Source organism: Winogradskya consettensis, from assembly GCF_018332715.1.
GTDB lineage: Bacteria > Actinomycetota > Actinomycetes > Mycobacteriales > Micromonosporaceae > Actinoplanes > Actinoplanes consettensis.
Map to the genome: position 1 here is coordinate 1 of NZ_BOQP01000045.1, position 17,545 is coordinate 17,545.

18 protein-coding genes are annotated in these 17,545 nt (G+C 70.6%); 10 read left to right on the forward strand and 8 right to left on the reverse strand.

Translation table 11 applies throughout. The features are described from left to right. Window positions 1-197, reverse strand: a 197-nt coding sequence (locus tag Aco04nite_RS36570; RefSeq protein WP_213001819.1) for a hypothetical protein, incomplete at its 3' end; no start/stop codon positions are given. 967 nt (window positions 198-1,164) lie between these two features. Further along, window positions 1,165-2,040 carry an SDR family oxidoreductase gene (locus Aco04nite_RS36575; protein ID WP_213001820.1) on the reverse strand — a complete coding sequence of 292 codons (876 nt, stop codon included), beginning with the start codon at window positions 2,038-2,040 and terminating at the stop codon, window positions 1,165-1,167. Between the two features lie 70 nt (window positions 2,041-2,110). Here Aco04nite_RS36575 and Aco04nite_RS36580 point away from each other — a divergent pair, with 70 nt between their 5' ends. After that, window positions 2,111-2,680, forward strand: a complete 570-nt coding sequence (locus Aco04nite_RS36580; protein WP_244876561.1) for a TetR/AcrR family transcriptional regulator — start codon at window positions 2,111-2,113, stop codon at window positions 2,678-2,680. Window positions 2,681-2,812: 132 nt separating this feature from the next. Here the strand turns inward: Aco04nite_RS36580 and Aco04nite_RS36585 are convergent, their stop codons facing one another. From Aco04nite_RS36585 to Aco04nite_RS36605, 5 genes are all read right to left on the reverse strand, one after another. Next, on the reverse strand, window positions 2,813-3,664 hold the full coding sequence (locus Aco04nite_RS36585; protein WP_244876562.1) for an alpha/beta hydrolase: 852 nt from the start codon (window positions 3,662-3,664) through the stop codon (window positions 2,813-2,815). 114 nt (window positions 3,665-3,778) lie between these two features. Continuing rightward, window positions 3,779-5,779 (reverse strand): serine/threonine protein kinase, encoded by a 2,001-nt coding sequence (locus Aco04nite_RS36590; protein ID WP_213001821.1) that lies wholly within the window; start codon window positions 5,777-5,779, stop codon window positions 3,779-3,781. After that, a complete protein-coding gene (locus tag Aco04nite_RS36595; RefSeq protein WP_213001822.1) occupies window positions 5,776-6,756 on the reverse strand; it encodes an AraC family transcriptional regulator in 981 nt (326 codons plus the stop codon). Before Aco04nite_RS36595 ends, Aco04nite_RS36590 begins: the two co-directional genes overlap by 4 nt. 78 nt (window positions 6,757-6,834) lie before the next feature. Next, entirely contained in the window at window positions 6,835-7,137 is a 303-nt protein-coding gene (locus tag Aco04nite_RS36600; protein WP_213001823.1) for a hypothetical protein, read from the reverse strand. A gap of 139 nt (window positions 7,138-7,276) precedes the next feature. Next, window positions 7,277-8,215: a LysR family transcriptional regulator gene (locus Aco04nite_RS36605; protein WP_213001824.1), complete on the reverse strand. Its 939-nt coding sequence runs from the start codon at window positions 8,213-8,215 to the stop codon at window positions 7,277-7,279. A gap of 134 nt (window positions 8,216-8,349) precedes the next feature. On the opposite strand from Aco04nite_RS36605, the gene Aco04nite_RS36610 reads away from it, so the two are divergent. Then, the gene (locus Aco04nite_RS36610) at window positions 8,350-9,096 is read left to right on the forward strand and encodes an SDR family NAD(P)-dependent oxidoreductase (protein ID WP_213001825.1); all 747 of its coding nucleotides are present in this window, start codon (window positions 8,350-8,352) and stop codon (window positions 9,094-9,096) included. Between the two features lie 51 nt (window positions 9,097-9,147). Here Aco04nite_RS36610 and Aco04nite_RS36615 read toward each other — a convergent pair whose 3' ends face one another. Further along, entirely contained in the window at window positions 9,148-10,119 is a 972-nt protein-coding gene (locus Aco04nite_RS36615; RefSeq protein ID WP_213001826.1) for an NAD(P)H-binding protein, read from the reverse strand. 81 nt (window positions 10,120-10,200) lie between these two features. Here Aco04nite_RS36615 and Aco04nite_RS36620 point away from each other — a divergent pair, with 81 nt between their 5' ends. The 8 genes from Aco04nite_RS36620 (at window position 10,201) to Aco04nite_RS36655 (ending at window position 17,354) form a co-directional block, all read left to right on the forward strand. Beyond that, on the forward strand, window positions 10,201-10,827 hold the full coding sequence (locus tag Aco04nite_RS36620; RefSeq protein ID WP_213001827.1) for a TetR/AcrR family transcriptional regulator: 627 nt from the start codon (window positions 10,201-10,203) through the stop codon (window positions 10,825-10,827). 286 nt (window positions 10,828-11,113) lie between these two features. Next, window positions 11,114-11,944 (forward strand): DMT family transporter, encoded by an 831-nt coding sequence (locus Aco04nite_RS36625; RefSeq protein ID WP_213001828.1) that lies wholly within the window; start codon window positions 11,114-11,116, stop codon window positions 11,942-11,944. A gap of 98 nt (window positions 11,945-12,042) precedes the next feature. Then, window positions 12,043-12,321 carry an MSMEG_0570 family nitrogen starvation response protein gene (locus Aco04nite_RS36630; protein ID WP_213001829.1) on the forward strand — a complete coding sequence of 93 codons (279 nt, stop codon included), beginning with the start codon at window positions 12,043-12,045 and terminating at the stop codon, window positions 12,319-12,321. Further along, window positions 12,318-13,631, forward strand: a complete 1,314-nt coding sequence (locus tag Aco04nite_RS36635) for an MSMEG_0569 family flavin-dependent oxidoreductase (protein WP_244876563.1) — start codon at window positions 12,318-12,320, stop codon at window positions 13,629-13,631. Before Aco04nite_RS36630 ends, Aco04nite_RS36635 begins: the two co-directional genes overlap by 4 nt. Further along, window positions 13,628-14,428, forward strand: a complete 801-nt coding sequence (locus Aco04nite_RS36640; RefSeq protein WP_213001830.1) for an amidohydrolase family protein — start codon at window positions 13,628-13,630, stop codon at window positions 14,426-14,428. The genes Aco04nite_RS36635 and Aco04nite_RS36640 overlap by 4 nt, the downstream gene beginning before the upstream one ends. Window positions 14,429-14,443: 15 nt before the next feature. Further along, complete coding sequence (locus tag Aco04nite_RS36645) at window positions 14,444-14,956, forward strand: MSMEG_0572/Sll0783 family nitrogen starvation response protein (RefSeq protein ID WP_213001831.1); 513 nt, start codon at window positions 14,444-14,446, stop codon at window positions 14,954-14,956. Beyond that, the gene (locus tag Aco04nite_RS36650; protein WP_213001832.1) at window positions 14,956-16,008 is read left to right on the forward strand and encodes an MSMEG_0568 family radical SAM protein; all 1,053 of its coding nucleotides are present in this window, start codon (window positions 14,956-14,958) and stop codon (window positions 16,006-16,008) included. Before Aco04nite_RS36645 ends, Aco04nite_RS36650 begins: the two co-directional genes overlap by 1 nt. Beyond that, on the forward strand, window positions 16,005-17,354 hold the full coding sequence (locus Aco04nite_RS36655; protein ID WP_213001833.1) for an MSMEG_0567/sll0787 family protein: 1,350 nt from the start codon (window positions 16,005-16,007) through the stop codon (window positions 17,352-17,354). The genes Aco04nite_RS36650 and Aco04nite_RS36655 overlap by 4 nt, the downstream gene beginning before the upstream one ends. Window positions 17,355-17,545: the final 191 nt, after the last annotated feature.

Sequence of the window (17,545 nt, forward strand, 5' to 3'; positions counted from 1 at the left end):
TTGCCGTCCGGTGTCCGGGCTTCGGGGGAGTCGCGTCGTAGCCGGGTGGTGTGGCCGAGAGCTTTTCCGAAGGCCCGCCGGACCTTGTGCTCGCGCCGGAACTCTTCGGTTGCCGCGGAGTAGTTCCGGCGCCGTGTAGGGTCACGCATCCACGCCAGTTCAACGGTCGTGAAAATCTCCAACTGAGCGTATTTCATGCCTTTATTGTTCTCAGGGAGTTTCATGATCGGAAGGGCGGGTGTGCCATTGTCGGGTTGAGGGGGATCACACAGATTTGAATGGCAGATAGCGAGTATTCGGATAGCCGTAGAGTGGTGGCGGACGGATCCCGGGAGGCGATCCTCGTGCTCACCGCGCCACGAGTTCGTTGGCCGTCTTGTTGTTTCGGCAGATCAGTGAATGCGATTATGGGGCGCCGGCGAGTAATTGGGTGAACCGCTGGGCAGGGGTGTCACAACCGAGGATCTTGCGCGGACGGTTTTTGAGCTCGGCGGCCGCCGTGGCCAGGTCCTCGGCGGTGTGCACGCTGAGGTTGCTGCTCTTGGGGAAGTGCTGGCTGAGCAGGCCGTTAGTGTTTTCGGTGGAGCCGCGTTGCCGCGGGCTGGCCGGGTCCTATAAATCGACCGGCATGCTGGTGGCGGCGGTGAACTCGGCATGTCGGCGCGTCTCGACCACTTGATCCCAGGCCGGCGACTGTCGTAGCTCTGCCGGAAGGATCGAGAAACGGTGATGGGCCGGTCGCGGAAATGTGCGGCGTTACGGCCTTGCGGCCGCTCAAGGCCGGTGACCACCCTGCGGCCAGCCAAGGCTGGACCATCCATCCAAAGCTGCTGACGACCCAAGGCTGGTGATTACCCGGTCGGCTGGCCGGGGGCGGCGACCGCTCGGGGCTGGTGATTACCCGGTCGGCTGGCCGGGGGCGGCGACCGCTCGGGGCTGGTGACTACCCGGTCGGCTGGCCGGGGGCGGCGACCGCTCGGGGCTGGTGACTACCCGGTCGGCTGGCCGGGGGCGGCGACCGCTCAGGGCCGGTAACTACCCAGCCGGCCGCCCGAGGCTGGACCGCCCGAGGCTGGACTGCCAACGGCCCGACCACCCGAAGCCGGTGACCGCCCGAAGCCGACACGATCAGCCGATCCGGTGGTCTCTCAAAGGCGACCGACGTCAGGACACGGGGGCGGGCTGGTGTTTCGGGAAGTGGGGGCGGAGGTTGGCGGCGAGCATGCGGTCGAGGACTTGGTCCGGGAGGAGGCGGGAGAGGCGGGTGAGTATGGCGGCGTCGCGGCCGATGGTGTAGCGGGCGTGGGGGCGGCGGGTTGTGGCGGCGTTGGCGATGATTCGGGCGGCGGCGTCGGCGGGTTGGCCTGTGGTGGTGAATGCGGTGGCGTGGTTGACGACTGCTTGGAGGAGGCTGCCGTAGCGGTTGCGTTCGGCGGGGGTCATCGTGGCGATGGTGTCGTTCATGCGCTTGATGCCGCGGCCGGTCATCTCGGTCTTGACGCCGCCGGGTTCGACGACCACGACCTGGACGCCGTGCGGGGCGAGCTCGCGGCGGAGGGAGTCGCTCATCGCTTCCATGGCGAACTTCGCTCCCGCGTACGCCCCGTAGGTCGGCATGGCGACCTTGCCCCCGATGGAGCTGATGTTGACCACCCGGCCGTGGCTGGCGTGCAACGCCGGTAGTACAGCCTTGGTGACGGCGACGTGGCCGAAGAAGTTGACCTCGAACTGCTCTCGCCAGTCGTCCATCGACAGCAGCTCGACGGGGGCGTTGACCGCGATGCCGGCGTTGTTGATCACGGCGCGCAGGGGGCGGCGGGCCGGGTCGGTGGCGATGCGCTGGGCGACGGCGGTGATCTGGGCCGGGTTGGTGATGTCGAGGAGCACCGGCTCGAGGTGGGGGCCGCGGGGAGCGTCGGACTCGCGGCGGACGCCGGCCAGCACGTGGTAGCCGCGAGATGCCAGCTCGCGGGCGGTGGCGGCGCCCATGCCGGTGGAGGCGCCGGTGATCAGGATCAGCTCTTCGTGTGACGTTGTCATGTGAATGACGATAGCGGTTCATGTGACGTTGTCAAGTGAGTCGGATGACGGTGTCAGGTAGATTGAGAGCATGGTCAGCAGAGTGGAAAGCGCGGCGGCGACCCGGCGTGCACTGGTCGAGGCCGCGGCTGAGCTGCTCGACGAGGGCGGCCCGGATGCCGTGACCCTGCGTGCGGTCGGCGGCCGGGCCGGTGTGTCCCGGGGCGCTCCCTACGGGCACTTCCCGGACAAGGAGCACCTGCTCGCCGCGGTGGCGACCAAGAGCTGGGAGGCGGTCCGCGAGCGGCTCGACGCGCTGATCACGGATCGGGGCAGGGCGCCGTCCGAGCGTCTGGAGCAGGCCCTGACCGGGCTCATGGAGGTGGGCCGCCGGCATCCCCACGCGTATGCGTTGATGTTCGCCGCCCCGACCGCCGAGCACCCCGAGGCGGTCGCGGCGGTGTCGCGTACCCATGACCAGTTCCTCACGATCATCGCGGACGTCATCGGCGATCCGCAGCGTGCCCGCCCGATCGGTGGCCTGCTGATGTCCAGCGTGCACGGCATCGTCGCCATGGAGAACGGCGGCCACCTGACCCCCGAGAAATGGCAGACGACCGGCGATGAGCTCGTCAAGCTGCTCATCGACCGGATCGCCTGACCAGGATCAGCCGGTGGCCCTGACCGCGCTCAGACCAGGCTCGTCACGCCCCGGGGATGGCTGACCATCGCGGCGTGCGAGGTGGTGAGCTCAACCGGGTGGGACCCGGCTCGGGTGGCCATGGCGCGTTTTTCACGCGTACCGCCGGATGAAGGAGAGTGCGGTGTCGCAGACCTCGCGCCAGCCGCTGTCGATGGTGATGCTGTGGCCACGCTCCGGGATCGAGGCGATCTCGGTGACGCCCTCGTTCCCGGACTGCAGCTTGTACGCGGCCCGGTTGATCGCGGGCGGTGACGTGTTGTCGGCCAGGCCCTCGATGATCAGCAGGGGGCCACGCCCGGGATTTCTGTAGTCGGCCTTCGCCTCGGTCCACGGGTTCAGGTTGGCCGCGGCGGCCTGGAACAGCGGGGTGCCGGAGGCGGGGACGGCGTACGTCCGGTAGAGCTCCTGCGCCTCCTCCTCGCTGACCGAGCTGGCGAACGCGAACCGGAACTGGTCGTAGGTCAGCGGGATGGCACGGTGCCGGTTGAGCGGGTTGCCGAGCACGGGCGCGGACGCCTTGAGCGCCGACAACGGCAGCGGCAGCACGCCGCGGAACGGCGCCGAGTCGATGGCGACCGACGCGGCGGCCAGCCCCCGCCCGGCGACGATCATCGTGAGCAGCCCGCCGAACGAGTGCCCGATGACAGCGGGCTTGCGGTCCAGCTGCTTGATCACATCGGAGTAGTGGTCGGCCACGTCGCCGACGCTCTTACCGGCGAAGACCTCGGGGTGCGCGTTGGCCTCCTCGACGGTTTCCGGGTCGTCGGGCCAGCCGGGGGAGACCGGGGCGTACCCGGCGTCGGCGAAGACCTGCGCCCAGCGGTCCCAGCTGGACGGCAGCAGCCACAGCCCGTGGATGAACACGACCGGCCGCAGCCCGGACGTGTTGGCCGCGGCCACCTGGTCGTCGACCGAAGTGGACAGAGGGGGTAGTTCTGACAACGGATGCTCCTGTCGTGAGAGCGAGCCAGGGCCTCACATTTGTCAGGCACGCTTGTCGACGGTAGGCGCCCGGGTTTGCCGCTGCGTGCACGCGACCATGCTGGTTGTGCAGGATCAGGGCTTGACGGCGATCGTGGACAGGGCGGCGTACCCGTCGTCGGTGATCTTTCCCTGGTCGACCGTGATGGGGGTGTGCTCGCCGCTCAGCTCGAAGAGGCCGGAGTCGCCGGCCGGGCTCATCTTCCAGGACTGGGTGGCGTCGCCCGGGCGGCACTGTTCCATGCGCAGGACCAGTTTGCTTGTGTCGGTGACGCAGAGCTTGGTGCCGGTGGCGGAGGCGATGACGACGTGGTTGCTGTTGTCCTCGGTACGTTTGCGCACCTTGGCCGGCTTGATCGTCATCCGGGTGGTCTCGGTGACGGCGGTCCCCGAGAAGTCCACGGTGCCGTCCGGGTGCCCGTCGAGGTGGTACTCGGCGCCGGCATCACCGGAGGTCACGATGACGACGGGTACGCCGAAGTCGATCGCGAGGCCCTCCAGGGCGGAGAGGTCCGCGTCCACGAGCTTCGGCCCGCTGGTGGCAGGTGCCGCCGATGTCGGGGCGGCGGACGTGGGCGCCGTGGAGGGCGGAGCGTCCGGGAGCTCGCCGCGGTCGATGAGGCTGTAGCTGTCGGCGTACGTGGCCTCGCCGACCTCCTCGACCTCGGAGCGCTTGGCGTCGGCGTCCCACTGAAGAAAGCCGTACTCGTTGCCGATCCGGTAGGCGGGCCGGCCCCTCGCGTCCTTGTCCCCGGTCGGCGAGACGGAGAACAGCGTCCCCTTCGTCGGCGTGCAGCCCGTCCCCACCACGGGCCGGGCGTTCTCACCCGGGGTGATCTTGACGCCGAGGCAGATGTCCGCGCCGGCCCGGCCCTCGTTGGACAGGGACCTGATCAGGTAGTCGACACCCACCGGCTCGAGGACGAACTGGGACGCCGATCCTGTGCCGTCGGAGACCTCGAGCTCGGCGCCGCCGGTGTCCAGCATGAAGTAGCGGTTGCCGGTGGCGAGCTGGATGGAGAAGGCGCGCTCACCGGCGAGGATGGTGGAGGCGGGAGTCGTGGAGCCGGCCTCCGGTTCTCCGCCGCCCGAGTTCGCCCGGTGCAGCCCGAGGACGCCGCCGATGACCAGCGCCACGGCGGCTGCCGAAGCGAGCACCGCTCGGCGCCACCGGCGGGGGCGCGGTGGTGGCGTGGAATTGACACCCGAGGTGTCGTCCGGCGGGGGGACGACGGCGGCCACCTGCCGGATCGACAGAGTCTGGCTGCCGAGGAGCGCGTCGAGCAGTTCCCGCGCGGTCGGCCGCTCCTCGGGGCGTTTCGCGAGCGCGCGTTCCACGAGGTCGCGCAACGGCTCCGGCACGTCCGCGGTGTCCGGCGGCCGGGTCAGGATGCGGACCGCGGTGCCCGCTGCCGAGTCGGCCGTGAACGGCGTGTGCCCGGAGGCCGCGTAGGTCACCACCACACCCCACGCGAAGACATCCGCCGCCGACGTCAGATCCTTGCCGAACTCCGGATCGAGGCGTTCCGGCGCCATGTAGGCGACAGTGCCGACCATCTGATCGGTACGCGTGTGAGCGCTGGTCGCCTCGAATGCGCGCGCGATCCCGAAGTCGATGACCTTGATGCCACCCATCGCGATCAGCACGTTGCCCGGTTTGAGATCACGATGGATCACGCCGGCGCCGTGGATCGCGGTCAGCGCCGTCGCGATGCCGACCGCCACCCCGTGCAGCGCGGAGCCGGTCAGCGGCCCCTTCTGCGAGATCACGGCCTGCAGGCTGGGCCCGTCGACGAACTCCACCACGAGATAGGGCGGGTCGTGGTCGGGGTCGGCGTCGAGCACCTCGGCGGTGGAGAACGGGGGCACCTGCTTGGCCCGGTTGACCTCGCTGCGGAACCGCCCCCGGAACTCCGGGTCGTCGGCGAACTCGGGCCGGACCATCTTGATCGCGACCGCCGACCCGTCCGCCGCGCGGCCGAGGAACACCGTCCCCATGCCGCCCTGCCCGAGCCGGCCGACGAGGTCATACCTGCCGAGCCGGGTGGGATCACCAGGACGAAGCGGCTTGCTCATGGCTGGTCGATGCCCGTTCTGTCGGTCGTGCCGGGAAGCGTACCCAGCCCGCCGACAGCCCGCCACTCGCGTGGGGACATCCCGAACGCCTGCCTGAACCGCCGGGCGAAGTGCGCCATGTCCACGAAACCACACGCCCGCCCCACCGCGGCGACCGGCTGCGTCCGCACGGCCAGCAACGACCGGGCCTCCTCCAGGCGTACGCGGATGATGTGCCCCGCGAGGGTCTCCGCGTCTCCCGCCCACACCGCGTAGAGTCGGCGCACCGAGACGGCATGGACCCGCGCGATCCGGGCGGCGTCCAGCGCGGGATCGCCGTAGTGACGGCGTACATAAAGCTTGGTCTGGGTCAGCAGTGCCTCTCCTGGCTGTTCCACCCGGGGGTCTGCGGTCGTCGCCACCAGGGCGCGCACCAGATCGACGGTCGCCGAACCGAGCAGGGACCGCACCGGCGCCGGCTGGTCGAGGGCCTCGGTCAGCCCCAGCAGATGCTCCATGACCAGCCGCCGGACCGGGCTGGCCCGCAGCCGTGGCGCCGCCGCCCTGATCAGGTCCCCGGGGAGACCGAGCGCCGCACGGTCCACATTGAACGACACCGTCGCGCCGTCGCCGTAACGCCCGAACTCGTAGGGCAGCGCCTGGTCGACCATCATGATGCCCCAGTCGGCGCACTGCTCCCGGCGCTCCGCCGCGCCCTGCGCGAAACTCCACCGCCCCGGGCCGAGCAGCACGAACCCGAGCCTGTCCTCCGCGATCCGCCGCACCATCCCCGGCGTGCGCCGCAGCACCAGCCCGGAACCGGCGCGATGCATCAGCGCCGCCCCCTCGCCCAGCTGCCAGAAGCTCAGCCGGGCGTGGATCCGCTCCTCGGACTCGTGGGTGAGCAGCGCCGGCACCCGGGCAAGACGCATCGCTGCCCGCACGGCCTCGGCCCGATCGGCCGGTGCCACCAACGAGGTATCCAGGACGAGCGCCATACCGTCAGGGTGCCATCCGGGTATGACAGTCTCGCTACTCGCTCGCTACTCGCTCGCTACTCGCTCGCTACTCGCTCGCTACTCGGAGATGGCGATCGCGGTGAAGCTGCAGATCATCACGACCGCGACAATGGCCGCCGGCCACAGGAACGTGCCCCGCATCGCGCCGACGAATGCCTGGTAACCGCCGGAGAACCGGTGACCCAGGGCCAGCCCGATCGACGCCGCGGCCCCGGCGATCAGACAGCTCCAGAAGAACCAGACGCTCGCCGGCCCGGTCACCTGCCGCACACCGACGAAGAAGACGGCCAAGACGGTCAGCCAGACGGCGAGGCTCTGCGCCCAGCCCGACCTGCGGGTGTTGCCGGTCATCACGGTCACGGCGCCGACGCTACCCCAGCCGTTCCACCCGGCTCTTCCACCGTTTTAGGTTGTGCACAATTAAGTTGTGTGCAACTTAATTGTGCACAACCTAACTGCCCGGGCGGGTGCGGCCACAAGCTGTTCGCGTGGGCGGGGCTCAGGCACCGAGCCGGGAGATCAGCCGGGCCAGGTCACGCCTGCGGGAGTCGGCCGCCCACACCGCCCAGGTACGCCGCACAAGTGGCGCCCCGGCCAGCGCCGCCCACACGACCCCGCCGGGCAGCGGCTGGGACCAGTTCTCGGGCGCGAAGGCGAACGCCTGCCCCGAGCTGACCGTCGCGAACTTCACCTCCGCGATCAGCGACTGCCCCGGGCCGGCCGCCGGTCCCGGGTTCAGGCCATGGCTGCGCAGCACCGCGGCGATCTCGTCGAACCAGACCGGGCTGTCGGCACGCGGGAACCCAGCCCACTCGAGCCCCGCAAGCCGGTCCAGCCGCACCTCGCCGCCCGACACGGGGCCCGTCGCGAAGCCTGCAGCGAGGGCTGCAGTGGAGCCTGCGTTGAGGGCCGCAAGAAGGCTCGCTTCGGTCAGCAGCACGCCGAGCCGTTCCTCGACGACGACGGCGGCGTCGAGCTCCCGGTCGGCGGGGCGGCTGCGGACCAGGCCGACGTCGAGGTCGCCGTCGCGCAGGGCGTCGAGCTGGGCGGCCGAGGAGAGATGGCGGACCTCCGTACGCGTACCAGGATGGGTCTCGGCGAGCGCCTGCAACGCGCCGGGGAGCAGGTCCGGCGGCAGCTCGAGCGGCATCCCGATGCGCAGGGCGGTGTCCTCGGCCGTGGCGAACCTGCCGACGGCCGTCAGAGCCTGGTCGTAGCGGGCGAGCACCGCCCGGGCCTCGGCGGCGAGGACGGTGCCCGCTTCGGTGGGGCGGACGCCGGTGCTGCTGCGTACGAGAAGATCCAGGCCGGTCTCCCGCTCGATCGCGGTGAGCGTCTGCGAGACGGCGGGCTGGCTCAGCCGCAACCGCCGGGCGGCCGCCGACAGGCTGCCCTCGGCGACGACGGCCAGAAAGACCCGGAGCTCACGCAGTTCCATCCGCCCATCGCACCACGCCGTCCCTGACAGCGACCCATAAGCGGGCCTTATCGCGGCCGGGATTTCCGGGCCGCACCGCCCGCTTGCACCTGCCGGAACCCACCCGGGTCCCGCTACGAAAAGGGTGAACGGTCATGACAACAGAACTCTCCGGAACCGCCGCGCTGGTGACCGGCGCTACGAGCGGCATCGGCCGGGCCACCGCGGTCCGGCTCGCGGCGCTGGGCGCCACGGTCGTGCTGTCCGGCCGCGACGCCGAGCGCGGTGAGCAGGTCGTGCGCGACATCCGGGCAGCCGGTGGCACCGCGTTCTTCGCCGCCGCCGACCTTCGGGACGAGGCGTCGGCCCGGGCCCTGGCGGCCCGCGCGGTGCAGTTGGCCGGCCCGGTCGGCATCCTGGTCAACAACGCGGGCATCTTCCCGTTCGGCCCGACGGACAAGACCACCGAGGACCAGTTCGACGAGGTGTACGCACTGAACGTCAAGGCGCCGTACTTCCTCGTCGCCGAGCTGGCCCCGGCCATGGCGGCCCACGGCCGGGGCGTCGTGGTCAACGTGACGACGATGGTCGCCGAGCTCGGCGCGGCCGGGATGGGGCTCTACGGCTCCACGAAGGCCGCGCTGGTGCTGCTGACGAAGTCGTGGGCGGCGGAGTTCGGACCCAGCGGCGTCCGCGTCAACGCCGTCAGCCCGGGCCCCACGCGTACCGAGGGAACCGCACCCATGGGTGACGCCCTCGACCAGCTCGCGGCAGCCGCCCCCGCCGGAAGGCCGGGCACCGCCGACGAGATCGCCGCGGCAATCGCCTTCCTCGCCACGGACGCCGCGTCCTTCATCCACGGCGCCGTCCTCCCGGCCGACGGCGGCCGCATCGCCGTCTGACCAGGCTGCTCAGGCCGCCGCTTTGAGGTCGCCGCTTTCATGCCGTCGCTTTCAGGCCGTTGTTTCAGATGGCCTGAAAGCGGCGGCATGGTCGGTGACCCACTGCCGGAACGTACGCGGGGGAGCGCCCAGAATGTCCTCCACTGTGGAGGTCATGTGAGCCGGGTGGCCCAGCGTGGCCGCCCATGCCGCCAGGAGCATGTCCACGGCCGGCCGGGCGCCGATCGGGGCCCCGCGCCGGAACTCATCAGGGGACAGTTCCTCGAACGTGAGCCGGCGGCCCAGTGCTGTCCCGAGGATCTCGACCTGCTCGGCCTGGCTCAGGGCCTCAGGGCCGGTCAGGACATAGTCGCCGCCCACATGCCCGTCGTCGACCAGTGCCCGCGCGACAACCGCGGCCACGTCCCGGTCGTCGACGGGCGCGGTCTCAGCCGCACCGTACGGCCACCGAATCACACCGTCCCCCCGAATCACACCGTCCCCCCGAATCGCCCCGTCGCCCCGGTTCGCGCCGTCGCCCTCACGGTTCGCGTAGCCACCCCGGTTCGGGTCGGCGTCACGGATCGCGCCGGCCCACCAGAGCAGGGCATTGGACGCGAGCATGCCCGGCCGGATGATCGTCGCGTCGAGCCCGGCCGCCGCCAGGAGCCCCTCGAGCTCGGCGAACAGGGCGGCCACCGGGTTCGGCTGCTGGAAGAACGGGTGCGGCGTCCGGTGCGGCGCGGACAGCAGGACCACCCGCCGGGCGTGGGCGGCCAGCCGGTCGACAACGGCCGCCGCGGTGTCCGGGGGAGCGGTCCAGACGAGAAAGACCGTCCTGACTCCCCGCAGCGCGCCGTCGAGGGATGCGGGGACGGTCAGATCTCCGCTCACGGTCTCGACGCCCGCCGGAAGCGTCGCCGCCGACTGGGCGCGGTGCACCAGGGCGCGGACGGGCACGCCGGCATCGGTCAGCAGGTCGATCACCGCGCGCCCGACGCGTCCGGTGGCCCCGGTGATGAGGCAGGTGTCTGTCGGTTCCATGGCGCCGATCAAAACGCAACCCAGTTAAAAAATGCAACACAGTTAAAAAGGCAACCCAGTAATAAATGTTACCCTGGGTGGGTGATCGAGCCGGCCGGGCTGCGCGCCCGCAAGAAACTACGAACCCGCGACACGATCGCCGACGCGGCGATCGCGCTGTTCCTGCAGTACGGGTTCGACGGCGTGCCGGTGTCCGACATCGCGGCGGCGGCCGAGGTCTCGAAGCCGACGCTGTTCCGCTACTTCGCGACCAAGGAGGACCTGGTCCTGCACCGGTTCGCGGACCACAACGGCGAGGCCGCCCGCGTGGTACGCGACCGCGAGCCCGACGTTGCGCCGACGGCCGCGTTGCACCAGCACTTCCAGGCCGGGCTTGACCGCTTCGACCCGGTCACCGGCCTCAACGACCACCCCGACGTGGTGGCGTTCCACCGGCTGGTGTTCGGCACGCCGAGCCTGGCGGGCCGGCTCATGCAGTACACGCTCGACGACGAGACCGCACTGGCGGCCGCCCTCGGCGATGGCATCGGCGCCCGGTTACAGGCCGCGCAGGTGATCGCCCTCCAGCGGGTCCTCGCCCGGGCCAACTGGCAGAAGATCTCCGACGGCCGCAGCGCGCAGGACGTCCACCCCGAGGCCCTCGCCGACGCCAACCTGGCCTTCACGGCGCTCCGCGCGGCAAGCTCAGCTGCTAACTTCCGAGGGTGACACCGTTCCCGGGCATCCTGCCCCCGCCGCGCTCCTGACGGAGCGCCGCGCTTCTGGAAGAGCGCCGCGCTCCTGACGGAGCGTCGGCGTTGGCCGACGGCATCTGAGCTGATCGGCAGCCTGATCGTGCTCGCACTCCTGACGGAAGCGCCGCGCGACGGCCGACAGCGCATGAGCTGATCGGCACCCTTTCGTGCCCGCGCACCCGATGGAAGCGTTGCCCGACGGCCGGCGTGCGTGCGCTCCGTAGCCGGATCCCGTCCACGGCTCACATCCCGGAGCGCACATGCCGCACCCCTTCCTGCCCTCAGCCCAGATCGCCGCCGCCGGCCTCCTCTGGGGTACGACCGGAATCGTCGTCCCCTTCCTGCACCGCGCGACCGGCCTCGACGCGGTCGCCATCAGTTTCTACCGGCTCGCCATCGCCGCCGTCGTCCTCGGCCCCCTGTTGATCCAACGCCGGCAGGTCCTCCGGCAGGCGCCATTCCGACTGCTCGCCGTCGGGGTGGGGCTCGGCGCGTACCAGGCGCTCTATTTTGTCGCTGTCCAGCTCGGCGGGGTCGCGGTGGCGACGGTCGTCAGCCTCGGCTCGGCGCCCGTCCTGATCGCCGTGTGGGAGAAGTCGCGGAGCAGAAGCCTGTGGATCAGCATGGCCGCCGCGGTGACGGGACTGATCCTGATCGCCGGAGGGGACGCGACCCCGAACGCCGCGGGGCTGCTGGCCGCGCTGGCGTCAGGGTTCGGCTACGCGGCGACAACCGTTCTCAGCCGGCACCTTTGCGACCGGGTCGACCCGATGACCCTCACGGCATCGTCCACGGTGGTCGGTGGGCTGGCCCTCGCGCTCCCGGCCGTACTCCTCGGCGGTCTGGGCTTTCCGCTCCATGAAGAAGAGGGCGCGATGCTGCTCTACCTGGGAGTGGCGACGACCGCGGTCGCGTACACCCTGTTCTATGCCGGTCTGCGCAGCACCCGGGGCAGCGCCGCGACCGTTCTCACCCTGCTGGAACCACTGACAGCGGCCGTCCTTGCCGTGCTGCTCCTGGGCGAACCGCTCACCGTGCCCATGGTTGCCGGGAGTGTCCTGATGCTCGGGGCAGTGGCGGGGGTGAAGTGAGGACTATCTAACGGCTGCTTGTTCCGGGGGAAACCTTGCGGAAACGCGCGCTGCCTTGACTGTGCCTCACCACCAACAAGAACGGCCAGGTGAGAGCCATGCCGGAACGGTACGTGCTGGTGCGCTGGCCCCTCGGGCCCGAGCAGCGGATCTATTCTCCCTCGACGGTTGTCGAGGACTATTTCACGGCCGGGCAGCGCCTGCCGGTCGCCGATTTCGTCGCGAAGAGCCGCGAGGCGCTGACGATCGCGAGCGACCGCGTCCAGGCCCTGTACGGCTACCCGTGCTCCAACGCCGCCCGTTCCCTCGCCGCGATCGAGGCGCACGCCGCCCGGTACGCCGACGGTGACGTCACGGTCGAGGGGATCGAGTCGTGAAGGTCGCGGACACGCATCACACCGTGGCCGTGATCGGCGGCGGGCAGGCCGGGCTGTCGATGAGCTGGTACCTGCGCGAGCGGGGCGTCGACCACGTGGTTCTCGAGCGCAACAGCGTCGGGCACGAGTGGCGGGAGCGGCGGTGGGACTCGTTCTGCCTGGTCACGCCGAACTGGCAGTGCGACCTGCCCGGGTTCGCCTATGCCGGCGACGACCCGGACGGCTTCATGCTCGGCTCGGAGGTGGTCGGGTTCCTGGAGAAGTACGCCGCGTCGTTCGACCCGCCGCTGGCCGAGGGGGTGGCGGTGACCCGGTTGCGGCGTACACCGGCCGGTGTCTTCGAGTTGACCACCAGCGCCGGGCGGTGCACCGCGGACCAGGTCGTCGTCGCGACCGGGCCGTACCACAATCCCGCGGTCCCGCGGATCGCCGAGCGGCTGCCCGCGGGCATCACGCAGCTGCACTCGTCGCAGTACCGCAACGCCGACCGGCTGCCGGAGGGGGAGGTGCTCGTCGTCGGCACCGGCCAGTCCGGCTGCCAGATCGCCGAGGACCTGCACCTCGCCGGCCGCCGCGTCCATCTCGCGACCGGCAGCGCACCCCGGGCCGCGCGACGGTACCGAGGGCGCGACACCCTGGCCTGGCTGGACGAGATGGGCCACTACGCCAAGGGCATCGACGAGTTCGGTGACGCCGACGAGGTGCGCCTGCGTGCCAACCACTACATGACCGGGCGTGACGGCGGCCGCGACATCGACCTGCGGCTCTTCGCAAAACAAGGCATGCGACTGTACGGCCGGTTGCGCGCGATCGACGACAGCACCATCAGCTTCGGCGATGAACTGAGCTCCAACCTGGACCACGCGGACGCCGTCGCCGAGGGCATCAAGGACGCGATCGACCGCTACATCGACGCCACAGGGATCGAAGCGCCGGCAGAGGCCCGCTACGACCCGCCCTGGCAACCCGATGAAACAGAAATGTCCGAATTGAAAAGCGACAACCTGGCCGCCGTGATCTGGGCCACCGGCTACCACCGAGACCATCACTGGCTAGGGGTCCCGATCTTCGACGGCCGGGGCTATCCGACCCACGAACGCGGCGTCACCAGCTGCCCGGGGCTCTACTTCCTGGGGCTGCCCTGGCAGTACACGTGGGGATCGGGCCGCTTCGCCGGGATCTCGCGCGACGCCCACTACCTCACGACGAAGATCACCCAGGCCCGGCGCCTGCGCGTCACCGAGGAAGTGAGCTGGCTCGCGGGCACGCCCACGGAGACGTACCCGGCCCTCGAGTGGTACGCCGCATGAACGACGCGCACCGCCATCTCGGCGTACTCCCCGCGTACCCCTTCTATGGAGGTCCGCCGGTCAATCCGGACGTGACCGCCCGCGCGACCATCGACGAGCTGCTGAAGGACCTGGACGCCGAGGGCACCGAGCGGGCGCTGATCCTGCCCAACTACGGCGTCCCCGACCCGGACGTGGCGTTCGGCTTCAACAACCTCGTGGTCGAGGCCGCGCAACGCGACGACCGGATCCGCTGCGGCCTGTGGGTCTCGGCCCAAGAGACAGATGCGCACCGTACGGCCGGAGCGCTGCGACTCGCCGGAGAGCCGGGCGTCCGCGCCCTGAAGATGAGTTTCCTGCTCGGCGGCGCGCCCGAGGATCCCGGCGTGGAGCAGATCTTCGCCGCGGCCCGCGAGCACGACCTAGTGGTCCACGTGCACACCTCGCCCGGCGCCGGCTCCGACATCGACCGGGTCGGCACCCTCGTCGACCGGTACGGCGACCACGTCAAGATCCACCTCGTCCACTTCGGCGGCGGGATGAGCGGCCACATCAAGCTCATCGGCTCCCGGTTCTTCGACTGGATCGCCGCCGGCAAACAGGTCTACACCGACCTCTCCTGGGCCATCGGGTTCGCCCCGCGCTGGCTCGTCACCGAGATCGACCGGCGCGGCCTCGGCCACGACCGGGTGCTGTTCGCCAGCGACGAGCCGTGGGGCGACCACGCCGGCGAGCTGGCCCGCATGAAGGCCGCCGTCGGTGGCCGTGAGCTCAGCAAGCTCGTCCTGGAAGAAACGTTCGACAAGCTCTATCGATAGTAGAAGGAGAGCGTCATGACCGACCTCAACGAACTCGAGACCCAGAGCCTCAACGAGATCCCGCACCCGTCACTGCCCGAGGGCTCCAGCATCTACGGCGGCACCAAGGTCTTCCCCGACTACAAGGCCGAGAACGGCGAGAGCTACTTCACCCTCGTCCACGGCATCGCCCACGAGTCCTCGGTCAGCTTCGTGGCAGTGCTGCAGGCGACCCGCGCGCTGCGCAAGGGCTTCGAGTCGGCCATCTACTTCTACGGCCCCGGTTCGCTGAACGCGCTCGCGACCCGTGGCTTCCCGACGACGGGCAGCTCGGCGTTCCCCGGCGAGCACAACATCAACAACTCGCTCAAGACGTTCATCGCGGAGGGCGGCAAGGTCTACTGCTGCCGCTTCGGCCTGTCGCTGCACGGCGCTCGCGAGGAGGACCTCATCGAGGGCGTCATCCCGACACACCCCCTGGACGTGCAGGACGCGCTGATCCACTACGCCCGCAAGGGCGCCATCATCAACTCGACCTACATGTTCTGATGACGCTCGGGTACCGCTCCGACATCGCGGTGAAGGGCGTACGGGTGGCGACACCCGTACGCCGCCCGGCCGGCGCCGGGCCCAGCGACGACGGTCACCTCGTCATCGACGGGGCGAACGCGGCGCTGCCGATCAACCCGCAGAGCCCCTACGAGATCCGCGACGACAAGATCTGGCTGGGCGAGACCGACACCGGCCTGTCCCTGCAGGTCGTCCGTCGTCCCCAGTTCTACGACCTCGCCACCGCGGACGGCGTCCCCTACGAGAAGATCGCCCGGCTGCACGGCAAGGACGTCCTCGCGACAACCGTCGTGCAGACCTGCATCCGCTACGCCGAGGAGCAGCGCTGCCGGTTCTGCACCATCGAGGAGTCCCTGAACGCCGGCGCGACGGTGGCGGCCAAGACACCGGCCCAGCTCGCCGAGGTTGCCGAGGCGGCGGTGCGGCTGGACGGCGTACGCCAGATGGTCATGACAACCGGGACCACGACGGGCCCGGACCGCGGCGCCCGCAACCTGGTCCGCTCGGTGCGGGCGGTCCTGGAAGCCGTGCCCGGCCTGCCGATCCAGGTGCAGATCGAACCGCCCGGCGACCTGCAGGTCATCAACGACCTGTATGCCGCCGGCGCGAGCTCGATCGGCATCCACGTCGAGGCCCTCGACGACGAGGTCCGCCTGCGCTGGATGCCGGGCAAGGGCTCGGTGCCGATGGCGGAGTACGAGGCCGCCTGGGACCGCGCGGTCGAGGTCTTCGGCCGCAACCAGGTGTCCACGTATCTGCTCATCGGCCTCGGCGAGAACCCCGACGATCTGGTCGCCGGCGCCGCGAAGCTGATCGACCGCGGCGTCTACCCCTTCGTCGTGCCGTTCCGCCCGATGGCCGGCACGCTCGCCCGCCGCGACGGCATCCCCGCCCCGGCCCCGTCCCTCGTCCGCGACGTCAGCGAACGCGTAGCCGCCCTGCTGCGAGAGGCCGGAATGCTGGGAGCGGACCAGAAAGCAGGCTGCGCGGCGTGCGGAGCGTGCGGAGTATTGCAGGCGGCCGGCGGATGACCGATCTTGTGCCTGTGCTGCTCGGGCCGCCTACGTGGTTCATCGAGCAGGCGGATGACCTGCGGGAGTATCACCGGCTGCGGCACCGGGTGTTCGTGGAGGAGCAGGGCCTGTTCGCGGTCAGCGACCGGGACGACCGCGACGACGACCCCCGCACGGTGGTGCTGGTGGCCCGCGCCCCCGACGGCGCCGTGCTGGGCGGGGTGCGGATCGGTCCCGCGACGGACGGCCCGGACCTCGGCTGGTGGGCGGGCGGCCGGCTGGTCGTCGACCCCCGGGTCCGCGGGGCGCGCGGCATCGGCCCCGCCCTGGTACGCGCCGCCTGCGCCTACGCGGAGAACGCCGGAGCCCTGCGATTCGACGCCACCGTGCAGCGCCGCTGGGAGACCATGTTCCGCCGGATCGGCTGGCAGCACGTCCGCGGGACCACCGTCGCCGGCCACCCGCACACCCTGATGCGCTGGCCGATCGGCCGCCTCCAGGCCCTCGCCACCGCGACGAAGAGTGTCCTCGGCGACCTGGTCCGCGACCTGGCGCCGGCCGGTTTCGCGGGCGACGACGGCGCTCCCGTGCCGGGCAGCGACCTGATCGCCGCCTGCGACGCGATCCTGCCGTCCATGGTGGAACGCGATCCGGAATGGGCCGGCTGGTGCGCCGTCCTCGTCAACGTCAACGACCTCGCCGCGATGGGCGCCGAACCGGTCGGACTGCTCAACGCCGTCGCGGCCCGGGACGCGGCTTTCGCGGGGCGGATTTTCCGGGGACTGAAACGGGGCTCTGAGGCGTACGGTATCCCGATTCTTGGTGGTCACACCCAGCTCGGCGTGCCCGCAGCGCTCTCCGCGACGGCCCTGGGAAGGACCGCGCAGCCGGTGCCGGGCGGCGGAGGTCTCCCCGGCCAGAGCGTCCGCATCACCGCCGACCTGGGCGGGAGCTGGCGGCCCGGCTACCACGGGCGGCAGTGGGACTCGACCAGTCACCGCGACGGCGCCGAACTGCGCCGGATGACCGGCCTGGTCGCGGCGATGCGGCCGTCCGCGGCCAAGGACGTCTCGATGGCGGGAATCGCCGGAACGCTCGGCATGCTCGCCGAGGCCAGCGGCTGCGGCGCCATCCTGGAGGTAGCAAGCGTTCCCCGGCCTGCGCAGGCCTCCATGGGCGACTGGCTCACCTGCTTCCCGGGCTTCGCGATGATCACCACCGGCGGGACCGCTGTCGAGACCGTCGCGGTCACCGCCGAATGCGGCGAGCTCACAGAAGGGCAAGGCGTCCGCCTGCGCTGGCCGGACGGCGAGACCACCGCGGCGATCGACGCCGGTGTCACGGGATTGGGGCGAGCGACATGACTGACTGCACCGAACGGCAATTGCCGGCGCCGAGGGACGGCCGTGACGGTGAGGGCCACGAAGGCATGTCAAAGGAAGGCAGAGCATGACTGACTGCACCGAACGGCAATTGCCGGCGCCGAGGGACGGCCGTGACGGTGAGGGCCACGAAGGCATGTCAAAGGAAGGCAGAGCATGACTGACTGCACCGA